Origin of the sequence: Veillonella sp. CAG:933 (assembly GCF_000431435.1) — a bacterium.
Taxonomy (GTDB): domain Bacteria; phylum Bacillota; class Negativicutes; order Veillonellales; family Veillonellaceae; genus Veillonella_A.
On sequence record NZ_HF986213.1, the window covers coordinates 1 to 13,318 of the forward strand.

Below are 13,318 nucleotides of genomic sequence, written 5' to 3' on the forward strand. Positions count from 1 at the left end.
TCAGCAGCTTCAATATCTTCGTCAAAAGCGCCACAGAGGCTTGGATAACGACCTACTTCAAGCGTGTACACAATGGCTTCATCACGAGCATTGCGAAATGTACCGAGCCAAATACCGGAGAATTGTGTTTCATACCACTCTACGGGCTGATCGGTTTCCGTAAAATTAATGGTAATGTTACCACGCCCCAGCGTTTCCATGACTTCAACTTGTTCTTCCATGGTAAGACCCGTTTTTTCAATATAGATTGTATGAGTCTCCCCCGTTTCACGAAGTCGTTTTAACGCCAATTGCAATTCTCTTAAAATGGCCTGCACATTGCCATAATTTTCTATCATTTCTTACATACCTCAATTCCCCAAGCGTTTAGTTGCCGAATAACACGCTGTATCACGTCCGGCAAGGCCGCCTGTACAATTTCAGAAGGCTCAAAACCTACTTCAAGACTGGCCGGCTCTACGCCTATAACCATAGCATCTTCCAGGGGATCTTCTTGCAACGCACGAATGCGCAAAAAATCCTGCATGCCCACTTCGTGAACCGAAATATTCCCGGTGAAGTAGTTTTCTGTTTCCTGATGGGGAAACTCATAAATTGTACCGGGCTTTTCACCACCGTTAACAGCATCCACCAAGAGCAGTTTTTTCATGCCTCGCATATAGCTGAGGAGCTCCATCCCCATGGTGCCGCCGTCAATTATATTTACGGCCGGGCTAAATTCGTACTCTTTTTCTAATTGATGTACGACATGTACGCCCAACCCTTCATCGGTAAGCAAAATATTACCTACGCCCAACACGGTAATACTATTCTCGTTTACCATATAAATCCTCAATATCTTCCGGATCCTGCGGATAGAATTTCATCCCCGATACCATACTGGATACTTCCCCGGATTCTTCCATTACGTCTTCGCGGAAAGCCAAGTATACATGGGCCACCGTGAACAACAAGAAGAACCAAGCAATATAATGATGAATGATATGGATCTGATATTCATTGAACAGTAAATTAATCGGATTAAATACAATGGCCAGCCAGCTTTCCGGACGAATCTGCGAATACATAGCCAGACCCGTGCAGATTTCGAAGAACATCATAATATACACAATTAAATAACTGGTACGTGCTAAGGAGTTACGAAGCACACGGTGTTCTTCCTGACGTGGCAACATCAAATAGTGTAACGTGGTTTGTTTTAAACCGTCCCAATATAAGCGTTTACGGAACTTAGGTAATAAACGGTCACCGCGATAGCGAATAGCCCCATAAATGCGGAATATAAAGGCAAAAATGAGGATAAATGCAAATCCGAAATGAACGCGTCGAATCATTTCCATGGAAAACCAGCTGTTAATAGCTTCTGCCGGTTCTTTTCCTACGAACATGCTGAAACCGGGATCACCAATATAGAGACCGGTCCAGAACAGGAACGTAACGCAAAGCACCATGGTCCAGTGAAAAATACGCAACCACAGACTAAATACACGATACGGCTTTTTTTCCGGTTGTTCTAACATATGAATCCCCCCTATTATTTGCACAAAGCATCCGTATTAACAGAGACGATTTTTTCACCTTTCTTATTGTACAAGTGGGTTGCACAAGCAAGGCAAGGGTCAAACGAGTGAATCCCTTTCAAAATTTCGAGCGGTTTATCCGCAATTTTAACGTGCGTATCAATCATGTTAGATTCGTAAGCACCATGTTCATTGGCCATTGTCTTAGGACATGCATTCCAAGTGGATGGTACGATACACTGATAGTTGTCGATTTTTGCATCTTTAATAACGCTCCAGTGACCGAGGGCACCACGAGGCGCATCAAGAACACCAACGCCTTTGGCTTCTTTTGGCCAAGAGTTAGGATCGAATTTGCTCATATCGGCTACTACTTCGTCGCCGCCTTTAATATTGGCTACGAGTTTATTGAACATGTATTGGCTCATATTAACCGCAACCTGTGCATCGAGGGCACGACAAGCGGTACGGCCTACCGTACTACACATCCATACATGAGCCGGAACGCCCAATACGGAAGAAACGGTATCAATTTGTTTTACAATCATCTGTTCTGCCCAAGATGGGTTACTGATGATGCCTTGTTTAACTTTCGTATACACTACGATATATTTTGCCAATGGACCCACTTCGCAGGCTTTGCCTTTAAATGTTGGGGATTTAATCCACGAATATTTCTTAGTTTCATCGAGGAATTCCCAATGTTCCTTCGTACCTGTCTTAGGACCGGTATAGTTAGGTTTGGTAATCCCTTCAGACGGATGGGCTGTCTTAGTACCGTTTGGATATTCATACCAAGAGTGTTCAACTTCTTCTGATAAGAAGTCAGGATTCATCAAATCAGGACCATCCATTGGGATAAATTTAGCTTTATCTACGCCGAGGCCGAAATCTTCAACTACACCGTTGGCACGGACTAAGATTTTTTTGAAATAATCGCCGTTGGAAATACCGCTGTATGGTTCATCCGGATAGTCACCGTAAGCCATGGCGCGTTTCTTGGATAAACCGCCGCCATCAACCATACCCGCTTTGGCGTAAATCTGACCGATAGCCAACACGTCAGGTACATAGAAGTAATTTACCAAATCCTTAGCCAACGAAATGGATTCATCAACTGTTGCGAGGCGCGCCGCATTAACCGGTGCATTCATGTCATCCATGGAGATGGAGCAAGGCATACCGCCGATACAGAAATGCGGATGTGGGTTTTTACCGCCAAATACAACATGCGGTGTTACAATATCACGCTGACGGTCCAAAATATTGAGGTAATGAGCTACGCCCATCAAATGAACTTCCGGCGGCAATAATTGATAATCAGGATGATCCCACCACTGAGCGGCAAAAATACCCAATTGACCGCTGTCTACGATTTTTTTAACTTTCGCTTGAATAGCGGCATAGTAAGTTGCATTGCCTTTAGGGAATTCTTTCGGATACGCCGATGAAGTACTTTGTGTTTCAGCCGGTTCTAAACCGCTCAAGTTGTAGTTTTTAAGCACGGTTTCCTGAAGGGCTGCTGTTTGCGCCGGATTGGCTTTTAACGCTTCGATTGGACTAACCCAGTCGAGAGCATGCAAATGATAAAAGTGAACGATATGGTCATGCGCATCTAAACAACTATGCATGATGTTACGAATATAGTTCGCATTTTTAGGAATTTGAATGCCTAAAGCATCTTCGACGGAACGCAAGGATGCAATGGCATGCGTAGATGTACAAACACCGCAAATACGCTGCACAAAAGCCCACACATCACGAGGATCGCGACCTTTAGCTACCAATTCAATACCACGCCAAGCAGTACCACTGGACAACGCGTCTTCTACCTTACCGGTTGCTTCATCTACATTCACCTCAACCCGCAAATGACCTTCAATACGAGTAATCGGATCAACTACTACACGTTTCATTAGTGGTTACCTCCTTCGTTATTCGTCTGCTCAGACGCTGCTTTTTTTGCTTCCTGTTCAGCTATCATTTTCTTTTCCAGCTGAATTGTATCATATTTATGTTTAGCCAACGTTACACCACCATGAGCTACAACGGCACCGAAAGCGGTAAGACCGGCAATAGTACCGATGGTATCAGCGGTGGTAACGGTATTGGCCACTTGTACTTGCGGCAAGCGTTGTGTGAAAACACCGTTATCCCAGAAGCCTTTTTCACTGCAACCGATACAGCCCGAACCGGACTGAATCGGATAGGATAAACCATTCCACCAACGTAAGTTACCGCAGGAGTTATATGTTACCGGACCACGGCAACCCATTTTATAAAGACACCAACCGGCTTTAGCCCCTTCATCATCGTATTTTTCAACAAAAAGTCCGGAGTCAAAGAACGGACGACGATAGCATGTATCGTGAATGCGGTTGCCATAGAATTGTTTTGGACGACCTTCCACATCGAGAGGCGGAATTTCACCAAACAAGGCATAGTGCATGATAACGCCGGTCATAACTTCAGGAATCGGTGGACAACCCGGTACTTTAATGATTTTCTTACCCGATACTACTTCGGAAACCGATACAGTATTGGTAGGGTTAGGGTTCGCTGCTTGAACACCGCCCCAAGCGGCACAGGAACCGTATTCAATGATAAAAGCGGCGCCGGCGGCACATTCTTTAAGCACGTCAACGAACGGACGTCCGCCAACCATACAGTATGTACCGTTATCGTCAAGCGGTACACCGCCTTCAACGGCTAATACATACTGCCCTTTTTTATCGTTTAATAATTTATGTAGGTGAGCTTCAAAAGGAGCACCTGCCGCTGCAGATAAGGTATCATCGTATTCCAACGCAATCATGTTTAATACCACATCGGAAGCGAATGGTGACGTAGAACGGATGAAGGATTCATCACATCCCGTACATTCATGGCCATGTAACCAAATTACGGTTGGTAATTCTTTTGTATCGGCCGCTTCCACCACTTTATTTAAAAAGGTCGGTGGCATGCCTAAAATGGCGGTCAAAGCCACACATGTTTTCATAAATGTGCGGCGGCTGAGTTTACGTTCCTGGAATAATTTCCACAGACTGTTTGTCTTCTCTTTCACAGGTGGACCCCCCTCGCTTGCAATAACTTTACTGTCCTTTGGAAAATATCTAAATTTTTATATTAATTATTATAGTAAGTATATCATGTTGTATTCAGATTTTCTATAGAATATTACATGAAATTGCTGTATTACAGGCAAAACTTAACTATAACTTAATACACATTATTTAATAATAGAACGAATTAAGCCTTCTACAACAGCTGCCGTTTTGTAACCTGCAATGCGATCTTTTTCTTTGCCGTTTTTGAAGCAAATAAGGGTAGGAATACCTTGGATTTCATATTTCAAGGCAACATCTTTTAGGGCTTCCACATCAATGGTAACTACTTCAATGTCATCTTTCATGTCTTCAGCTAATGTTTCCATTTCGGGATTCATTAATTCACAAGGTTTGCACCAAGTGGCCCAAAAATCGGCAACTACCACTTTAGATGATTCTTTTACTACTTTTTCCAATGCTTCTAAGCTTTCAATTTTTGTAACAGACATTACAATCCCTCCTTAATACCTAATCCTCTTAGTATTGTTTTATTATACGTATGTGGTGACAATGTTTAGTCAAAAAATGTATTATATTTTTCTACATTCTAGTTTTAATTATACTCATCTGCCAATCAATTTTGGACTAAAATAAAACCGCCCCGAAGAGCGGTTTTAAGCAAGCAATCAATAAGCCGAGTTCTGTTCTGTTTGCACAGCGGTGATTATCTTTCTAGGCCTATAATTGCTTATAGGCTCAAGCGGCACAACCCGAAAGGTAGGCGGGCCACCCTTATCCCTTCCCTATTCGGCCTTGCTCCGGATGGGGTTTACCGAGCCAATATATTACTATATTGCTGGTGCGCTCTTACCGACACCGTTCCACCCTTACCGCATAAGCGGCGGTTTACTTTTCTGTGGCACTATTCCCTATGGTCACCCACGCCGGACGTTATCCGGCATCCTGCCCTATGGAGCTCGGACTTTCCTCGAACTTACGCTCGCAATCACCTTTCATACTTGCTACTTAAAGTCTAGCAGATACAGCGAAGTAGGTCAATTATCTTTTTCTCAATAATTGTATGAACTAACAGCACATCTAAAGGTATCGAATAAGCTTATAACCATCTAATTGAGATTGACCTTCAACACTGTTTATGCCAGATATCCCACTCTAATCAAATTAGCATAGTTTGTTACTTAAAAAATCTATTTACCTAAAAAACTATCTAATCAATATTTATTTAAGCCTAATTTATTTTAGCCTAATTCGTTTACGCGAAGAAAAAATCTTCATGTACATCACTGATAACAACCGGCACGTCAGTCATTTTTTGTTCTTGTAATTGGATACCGATATGAGCAGCCAATAAAGCAGCCGCACCAATTTCAGTACCAAAATGACCAACATCAGCAACCAAGATGCCCAGTTCTTTGGCAAGTTGCATATCGTGATACTTCACGTCACCCGTTACATAGGCTTGTGCCCCCATTTTAGCAGCCACTTTAATAAATTCGGCGCCACTGCCTGTGCAAAGGGCCACTTTAGTAATAGCGTCCACTTTAGCCCCGCCAAAACGCGCTCGTCCCCGTGGGAAACAAGCTTTAATGAGTTCTATAAAGCCTTCCGTGTCTAACGTATCAGCTAATTCACCGATGCGGCCGATGGTCGCTTCTTCACTCGGTGTCACCAATTGATGCACTTCATAGGCCGGCACTTCATAAGGGTGCGCGGCTTTCAGTGCTTCGATAACGGCACTTACCAAAATCTGCGGCACAATAGCTTCAAGGCGATTTTCTTGCACCGTAGTTGCTTCCCCTACTTCGCCGATATATGGATTAGCTCCGTCCAACGGCTTAAAGGTTCCGGTGCCTTCCGTATAAAAAGCACAATGACTGTAGTTGCCAATTTGACCGGCTCCCGCATCACCCATGGCTTGCATTACCGCATCACGGTGAGTAGCCGGTACAAAGGTAATAATTTTGCAAAAACCTTGTTCGTGAACAGTCTCAAGTCCTTTCACATTACCTAAGCCGATTTGTGCCGCCGCCAAGTCATTCAAGCCACCCGGTGCGATGTCTAAATTCGTATGGGCACTGTATACGGCGATTTTCTTGGAGATTAATTCAATAACCAAACGGCCCAAGGCAGACTCATCGGTAATCTGTTTCATCCCCTTAAAAATAACCGGATGATGGCTCACAATCAGGTTGCAACCTTTCGCTTCTGCTTCGGCAACCACTTCAGGCGTCACGTCAAGGGTTGTCAAAACACCCTTGACTTCCATGTTGCGTTCGCCTACCAAAAGGCCTACATTATCCCAATCTTCTTTTAAATGCTTTGGTGCCAATTTTTCTACGATTTTGGCGATATCCTGCACTGTTGCCATAGTTGCCTCCTTTATTTTATAAAAGTTGTTATTCATTTTCATTAGCCGATTCATTAGTCGATTCATTAATCGATTGATTGGCCCATTTGTCTGGACTCATCTAGCAAATCAGCTTATATTAATTCTTTTAACTCTTTAACTTCAGCTGCTAACGCTTGATATTTTTCCGTATGCGCCATAGCATCCGTCATACCTGCCAAGGCCGATTCACGAATATGAAGTAAATGCGCCATGTGATCTTGCCACAAAGGCGGCTTTTCGCGTTGAACCAGCGCTCCTATCAGCCACAATAGGGATGTATCCGGCAGAGCGTCATAAGGGTCTTTTGCATCAATTGTTGCTTGTGTAACCGGTCCATCAGCCGTAACATAGACCGATTCTCGGCCTTTTTTAAGGGCTAAGAATGCTTGGTAATGTTTACCCATGTCCGTCATAATCACTTCGCGCACAATGCGATAGCCCTGTTGCACCATATACTGCCGCAGTTCCGCTTGGCCATTCTGCGGTTGGAGTACATAAAAGTCCAATAATTCCGGACCTGCTTCAATAATGTCTCTCATTAAAAAACCACCCATACCGCAAATGACAGCGCCCTGTAATTCGCCTTTTTTTACCACTTGCAAACCATTGCCCAAACGACAATTGATAAATTGGGCCACGTCCGTTGACGCCACATAGGCTTTGGCCGATGCTAAGGGGCCTTTATTTACATCACCGGCAATCGCTTTGTCAGCACGTCCGCGTCGCACCAATTCTACCGCCAAATAACCGTGATCGGTACCGATATCGGCAATGACTTCAGCCTTGGGAATCAAGGTAAACACCGCTTCTAACCTATCGGTCATCTTTTTCATTGTCACACTCACATTCCTCGCAATCTTTCTATAAATCTATTGTAATATGCTTTCTATATAATAATATAAACAAACTCCGTGCTTAGTAATTATATTTATTTCTATTATTATTGTATCATAAAACATCCTTTTTATAAGTTGAATACTTGATATAGCAGGAGTTTTTCATGTCACTGTCGAAAGAAGCAACAAGTAAGCTGTTTAGTGTTAAATATATTAATTGTAAACGGAGGTATGGTATGTGGAAAAAAATTCTTATTTCATCCGGTCTTCTGGCCTGTCTTAGTTGTCCCCAATTTACAAGCGACGCCTATACTGTTCTAATGCACCAAACAGATGTGAATATGAACCTCACCTACCCGCTGGTTTATCTGTACAATGAAGCAGCGCAAACTAAAGTTAACACTGAAATTGCCATTTATGTGGATAAAATGCGCGACCTCTATTACAAAGAAAAAATGTACACGGTTAATTTAAACTACGAAACCACCTATGAAGATGATGATTATATATCGCTTATCATCACAAGCGGTTGGTATAACGGTCAAAGTGCGCACGGCTACTACACATCGCAAGGTCTCGTTTTTGACAAGCATACAGGAAATCTCATCCCGGCCACCAACTATGTCCATCTCAAAGACGATGAGCAATTGTATAAATTAGTTATGGAAGGTATGCTGCCGGTTTTCAGCTCTCGCGAACATCAATTGCAGTACAATGAATTCCAAATTCTCGATAAAAAAATTCCGATTCGTAACAATAACTATGTTTTGCTCGGCGAGGGCAAAATCGCTATGCTCTATCAGCCGTATGAAATCTCTTATTACGCTAACGGCGTGACAAGGATTGTGTTTACACCGGAAAAGATTGAGTATATTAATCGGTTGAACTCGTAAGATAAATCTACTAATCATCATTGTCGGTACCGAATCCAATACGCGTCATTTTTCAGGAGCTGCCGTAAAAGCGACCCGTAATAATACAAAGTTGTGCGATAATGAAGGATCTTATTCTGCCTTTATTTAAACAGGAAGTTTTTGCTGTAACAGAGAGAACACTGGAGAGAATTGATGCGATTATATATTTTTTATTATGTGCCATTGAAGTTAAGGAATGATATTGTGAAAAAGTTTATTTTAGGGGTTATGTTAATTGGTTTGTTGTTCTTTCCTGTTTCTACAACTCATGCTGTTACTTTAAATGACCTCACTATAGGGAATTATACAGTAATTGAAAAAGATGAGATCATGACAACCTACGCCGATAACAATATAGAAGTAATAAACGGATTAACAGAAACACCAGAAATTAAAATGAAGCTATATGTTATCTCGACATCACATCGCAGTTATGCAGTATCTGAACTACTGTGCCATTATTACTATGACTTAAATACTAAAAAAATTATATTAGCTACAGAGCAGATATATTTGATTAATGGCAGAAATGGTAAAGTAGTCAGTAAAACAATTTATAAGAATCCTAAAAAAGTGGTGCTGGGGCCGGAATATCCAGCCTATCCAGAAGCAATGTATGCTCTTAAGTTAGCCATAGAAACCGGCCAGGTTAATTTAGTCTTATAGCACAAGAACCTCATTATAACTACAAAAAACCGCTTGTATCATCAATTTGATACAAGCGGTTTTTCTTTCAAATCATGGTGGGCCCACCTGGGTTCGAACCAGGGACCGACCGGTTATGAGCCGGTTGCTCTACCCCTGAGCTATAGGCCCATAGGGGAATACTGCAGTATTCCACCAAAATATTATACACAATAAGTGTGATTCACGTCAATATAACGCCGAAAATCTACACTTAAAGTGTAATTCACATCAATACACCAGCGATAGTCAACGTTAATCTCAAATTTTCAGAGTGCGTCACTACCAATGTTTAATCTTATAAGAAGTCTTTGATCTTATCGCGTTTGCCACGATTACGAAGTTTCGTCAAGGCTTTACCTTCAATCTGACGAATACGTTCACGGGTAACGCTGAAGTGCTGACCTACTTCTTCCAAGGTACGAGGTTTGCCGTCTTTCAAACCGAAACGCAATACCAAGACTTGCTGTTCACGATCGGTTAAGCAAGAGAATACATCTTCGATTTGTTCTTTAAGTAAGATGTAGCTGGCTGCATCATCCGGTGCAATAGCATCCTGATCTTCGATGAAATCGCCCAAATGGGAGTCTTCTTCTTCCCCGATTGGCGTTTCCAAAGAAACCGGTTCCTGTGCGATTTTCTGGATCTCACGAACACGTTCTACACTGATGCCCATACCTTCCGCAATTTCTTCAGGCAATGGTTCGCGACCTTTATCCTGCAAGAGTTGACGGGAAATACGAATCAATTTATTAATTGTTTCTACCATATGTACCGGAATACGAATGGTACGTGCCTGGTCGGCGATGGCACGGGTAATGGCCTGGCGAATCCACCATGTTGCATAAGTGGAGAATTTATAACCTTTCGTATAGTCGAATTTATCAACCGCTTTAATGAGGCCCAAGTTACCTTCCTGAATTAGATCCAAGAACAACATGCCGCGACCTACGTAACGTTTAGCGATACTAACTACCAAACGCAAGTTGGCGTCAATCAATTTCTGTTTCGCTCTTTCGCCGGCTTTCATTTCTTTATACGACGCATCATCCTTGGCACCCGCTTCAATCTGCTGAGCCAAAAGAATTTCTTCGTCAGCGGACAACAAAGGTACGCGACCGATTTCTTTTAAGTACATGCGAACAGGATCGTCAATGTTAACGCCTTCCGGAATACTAAGGTCAAGGCTTACTTCTTTCGCTTCGCGAACTTCGTCGCTTTCTTCTTCATCTTCGATGATGTCATCTTCTTCAGCTGCCACTTCAGCATCATCGGTGATAACGTCTATATTACTTTTCTGTAATACTTCATACATATCGTCTAACTGCTCAGCCGTAAGTTCTACTTCTTCGTGAAGAGCATCCGTAATTTCTTTACTCGTTAATGCCCCTGCCTTACGACCTTTTGCCAGTAATTGTTCTATTATTTCTTCTAACCGTGATTTAGTTTGCTTCTTAGCCACAATGCTCTTCCTTTCTTTCATAGTTTATCGAGACCATTCCTTAATCAATTTTTGTAATTCCTGGCAAATACGTAATTCCTCAATAAATTTAGGATTACCTGCCCGGTTCAGTTGATCTGCTAACACACTATGTTGTTTATACTGTTCTCGTAATGACTTCAAGCGCACTGCTCGTATATAGCCATCCACTTGTGCTTCCTTATACTCGCCTTCACCAAGCACCATTAAGCGACCATAAGCGGTCTTTTCATCGTCAGTAAGCATTTCTTCCAGCGCCACTGTCGAAAGCGCACCGGTCTTACTTAGAAGTTCTCCGGCTTTGTTAAACAAAGCACGGTACAAAGGATTGGTTATATCCTCCAACGGTAAATATTGATGGACCCGTTCCCAAGCCGCCGGCCAAACTACGGCCGCGGCCAGTAATCGGTCTTCTTCGGTCGTCACATTTTCCGGCACAACCGCACTAGCCGTATCGGTTGGTAATTCTACCCCACCTTTGGCCAAGTATTGGCGAAACATGCGAAAAATCTGACTATTATCCAACCACAATGGCAATGCCAGTGCTTTCAGATAATTTTCGCGCTCTATCTGACTGCTTGTAGCACCTATGAGGGGAAACACTTCTTCTAAAATAGCCTGTTTGCCGGCCATCGTATTACTGTCGTGCCGAATCATGGCACTGTTCAAGTAAAAATCAAATGGCCGCACGGCCTCATCTACGAGTTTTAAGAATGCTTCCGGCCCATGGTTGCGCACATAATCATCCGGATCTTTGCCGTCCGGCATAGCTACCACGCGCACTTTAAATTCCGTATCTTGTAAAAGCTCAATAGCCCTGCGCGCTGCTTGTTGCCCGGCTCCGTCCATATCATAGGCCAATACGACTTCATCAGCTTGACGCACTAATAAGCGCCCGTGATCTTTGGTATAAGCCGTGCCTAAAGAGGCCACTACATTGGTAACCCCTCGATTATGAGCACTTATAACATCCATATACCCTTCTACTAAAATGACCTGTTTTTTCTCCCGAATAGTTCGGTATGCTTTGTCAAAAGCAAAGAGCATATGGCCTTTATTGAATAATTCATATTCCGGTGAGTTTAAATATTTAGGCTTGCTGTCATCCAGCACACGGCCACCGAACGCAACCACACGCCCTTTTCCGTCCATAATGGGAAACATTACACGATTACGAAAATAATCATACGTTTTACCATTACTTTTACGGCAAAGACCGGTTTCAATTAATATGCGTTCATCTATGCCTCGCTCTCTGAATGAGCGATATAGTTTGTCCCAATTGTCGGGCGCAAAGCCAAGCTGGAATTTTTCAATGGTGTCTTTAGTGAGACCCCGTTTCTCCAAATAAGCAAGCCCTGCTTTACCCATTTCAGTCTGCGTCAGGCAATTATGAAAAAATGTAGCCGCCAAGGCATTCACCTTGTACAAACTTTCCCTGTGTGCCTGCCGATGTAATTCTTCTTTGGTTAAATCGCGCTGAGGTAACGCAATGCCCGCACGATTCGCCAACCTTTCCAAGGCTTCGGGGAATGACAGTCCATCATATTTCATTAAAAAGCCAATCGCATTGCCTGATTCGTGACATCCGAAACAATAAAAAAAGCCCTTTTCTGGGTTTACACTGAATGAAGGCGTTTTCTCATTATGAAAGGGACAACAGCCCCAGTAATTCCTCCCCTTCTTCTTCAATGTCATATGCTCAGAAATCACTGACACAATGTCATTTGCATCTTTTATCTGTTCAATCAGTTCAGCATCGAAGTGTCTACTCATTTCCTCACATCCCTTAATAAACTTCACTGTATATATATTTCTACAAAAGATAATGTTTTTCCTTCTATGTCAAGAAGATTTTTTTAAATATATTCATTTTTTATCTGCAAAATTTTTATGCAATTTATGCAATTGCTTTTAGGGTATGAAATAAGCCATTATAATTTATTTTGTTCACAAGGACTATTATTATACTTCTTTTCTCAATTAAAAACAAGACGAAAAAAAGACTATAATTGTCCACTCCCTCGTGACGTCCGCCAAAGGGAGTGGTAATTATAGTCTTTTGGTTATTAATCTTTTATAAAGAGTCCGTTTCCGTTCTCTTTAATTATTTAGCGTAATCAACAACGCGGGTTTCACGAATGATAACGACTTTAATCTGACCCGGATATTCCAATTCAGACTCAATACGTTTAACCATTTCGCGTACCAATAAGGTTGCTTCCGCTTCGTCAATCTTTTCAGGTTTAACCATAACTCGAATTTCGCGACCCGCTTGAATTGCGAAACATTTTTCAACGCCATCAAAGGACTCGGCAATTTCCTCTAACTTAGTCAAACGTTTCAAGTAGTTTTCAAGGGTTTCGCGACGTGCGCCCGGACGAGCCGCCGAAATAGCGTCAGCAGCTGCCACCAATACGGCTT

The 13,318-nt window shown here is 42.5% G+C and carries 12 protein-coding genes, 1 tRNA gene, 1 other RNA gene and 1 pseudogene (1 of these 15 cut by a window edge); 2 read left to right on the forward strand and 13 right to left on the reverse strand.

Annotation, left to right across the window (positions count from 1 at the left end):
* From QZL64_RS08860 to QZL64_RS08900, 9 genes are all read right to left on the reverse strand, one after another.
* A partial coding sequence (locus QZL64_RS08860) for a hydrogenase expression/formation C-terminal domain-containing protein (protein ID WP_296309503.1) occupies positions 1-338 on the reverse strand: 338 nt, incomplete at its 3' end.
* A complete protein-coding gene (locus tag QZL64_RS08865) occupies positions 335-823 on the reverse strand; it encodes a HyaD/HybD family hydrogenase maturation endopeptidase (RefSeq protein WP_021841640.1) in 489 nt (162 codons plus the stop codon). The genes QZL64_RS08860 and QZL64_RS08865, both read right to left, overlap by 4 nt.
* Positions 807-1,520: a Ni/Fe-hydrogenase, b-type cytochrome subunit gene (cybH, locus tag QZL64_RS08870; RefSeq protein WP_021841641.1), complete on the reverse strand. Its 714-nt coding sequence runs from the start codon at positions 1,518-1,520 to the stop codon at positions 807-809. Before cybH ends, QZL64_RS08865 begins: the two co-directional genes overlap by 17 nt.
* A 14-nt stretch (positions 1,521-1,534) precedes the next feature.
* Positions 1,535-3,436: a nickel-dependent hydrogenase large subunit gene (locus tag QZL64_RS08875; RefSeq protein ID WP_021841642.1), complete on the reverse strand. Its 1,902-nt coding sequence runs from the start codon at positions 3,434-3,436 to the stop codon at positions 1,535-1,537.
* On the reverse strand, positions 3,436-4,587 hold the full coding sequence (locus tag QZL64_RS08880) for a hydrogenase small subunit (RefSeq protein WP_021841643.1): 1,152 nt from the start codon (positions 4,585-4,587) through the stop codon (positions 3,436-3,438). Before QZL64_RS08880 ends, QZL64_RS08875 begins: the two co-directional genes overlap by 1 nt.
* A 165-nt stretch (positions 4,588-4,752) precedes the next feature.
* Positions 4,753-5,079: a thioredoxin gene (gene trxA, locus QZL64_RS08885; RefSeq protein ID WP_021841644.1), complete on the reverse strand. Its 327-nt coding sequence runs from the start codon at positions 5,077-5,079 to the stop codon at positions 4,753-4,755.
* A 165-nt stretch (positions 5,080-5,244) separates the two neighbouring features.
* Positions 5,245-5,593: RNase P RNA component class A (gene rnpB, locus QZL64_RS08890), an RNA gene on the reverse strand.
* Between the two features lie 250 nt (positions 5,594-5,843).
* A complete protein-coding gene (locus QZL64_RS08895) occupies positions 5,844-6,959 on the reverse strand; it encodes a Nif3-like dinuclear metal center hexameric protein (RefSeq protein WP_021841645.1) in 1,116 nt (371 codons plus the stop codon).
* Positions 6,960-7,072: 113 nt separating this feature from the next.
* A complete protein-coding gene (locus tag QZL64_RS08900) occupies positions 7,073-7,813 on the reverse strand; it encodes a tRNA (adenine(22)-N(1))-methyltransferase (RefSeq protein ID WP_264294438.1) in 741 nt (246 codons plus the stop codon).
* Between the two features lie 239 nt (positions 7,814-8,052).
* Between QZL64_RS08900 and QZL64_RS08905 the strand changes: the two genes are divergently transcribed.
* Entirely contained in the window at positions 8,053-8,709 is a 657-nt protein-coding gene (locus tag QZL64_RS08905; RefSeq protein WP_226973992.1) for a hypothetical protein, read from the forward strand.
* A gap of 225 nt (positions 8,710-8,934) precedes the next feature.
* Positions 8,935-9,396, forward strand: coding sequence for a hypothetical protein (locus QZL64_RS08910; protein WP_156704633.1), 462 nt, complete (start codon positions 8,935-8,937; stop codon positions 9,394-9,396).
* Positions 9,397-9,471: 75 nt separating this feature from the next.
* On the opposite strand, the gene QZL64_RS08915 is transcribed toward QZL64_RS08910, so the two are convergent.
* From QZL64_RS08915 to rny, 4 genes and pseudogenes are all read right to left on the reverse strand, one after another.
* Positions 9,472-9,546: transfer RNA gene (locus tag QZL64_RS08915), tRNA-Ile, on the reverse strand.
* Positions 9,547-9,712: 166 nt separating this feature from the next.
* On the reverse strand, positions 9,713-10,876 hold the full coding sequence (rpoD, locus tag QZL64_RS08920; protein WP_021841649.1) for an RNA polymerase sigma factor RpoD: 1,164 nt from the start codon (positions 10,874-10,876) through the stop codon (positions 9,713-9,715).
* A gap of 24 nt (positions 10,877-10,900) precedes the next feature.
* Positions 10,901-12,670, reverse strand: a complete 1,770-nt coding sequence (gene dnaG, locus QZL64_RS08925) for a DNA primase (RefSeq protein WP_021841650.1) — start codon at positions 12,668-12,670, stop codon at positions 10,901-10,903.
* 331 nt (positions 12,671-13,001) lie between these two features.
* Positions 13,002-13,318 (reverse strand): annotated as a pseudogene (rny, locus tag QZL64_RS08930) (ribonuclease Y); it runs 1,218 nt beyond the window's last position.

Coding starts and splice junctions, on each gene's coding strand:
- QZL64_RS08865 (WP_021841640.1), bottom strand. CDS start 823: ATGGTAAACGAGAATAGTATTACCGTGTTGGGCGTAGGTAATATTTTG.
- cybH (WP_021841641.1), bottom strand. CDS start 1,520: ATGTTAGAACAACCGGAAAAAAAGCCGTATCGTGTATTTAGTCTGTGG.
- QZL64_RS08875 (WP_021841642.1), bottom strand. CDS start 3,436: ATGAAACGTGTAGTAGTTGATCCGATTACTCGTATTGAAGGTCATTTG.
- trxA (WP_021841644.1), bottom strand. CDS start 5,079: ATGTCTGTTACAAAAATTGAAAGCTTAGAAGCATTGGAAAAAGTAGTA.
- QZL64_RS08895 (WP_021841645.1), bottom strand. CDS start 6,959: ATGGCAACAGTGCAGGATATCGCCAAAATCGTAGAAAAATTGGCACCA.
- QZL64_RS08900 (WP_264294438.1), bottom strand. CDS start 7,813: ATGAAAAAGATGACCGATAGGTTAGAAGCGGTGTTTACCTTGATTCCC.
- QZL64_RS08905 (WP_226973992.1), top strand. CDS start 8,053: ATGTGGAAAAAAATTCTTATTTCATCCGGTCTTCTGGCCTGTCTTAGT.
- dnaG (WP_021841650.1), bottom strand. CDS start 12,670: ATGAGTAGACACTTCGATGCTGAACTGATTGAACAGATAAAAGATGCA.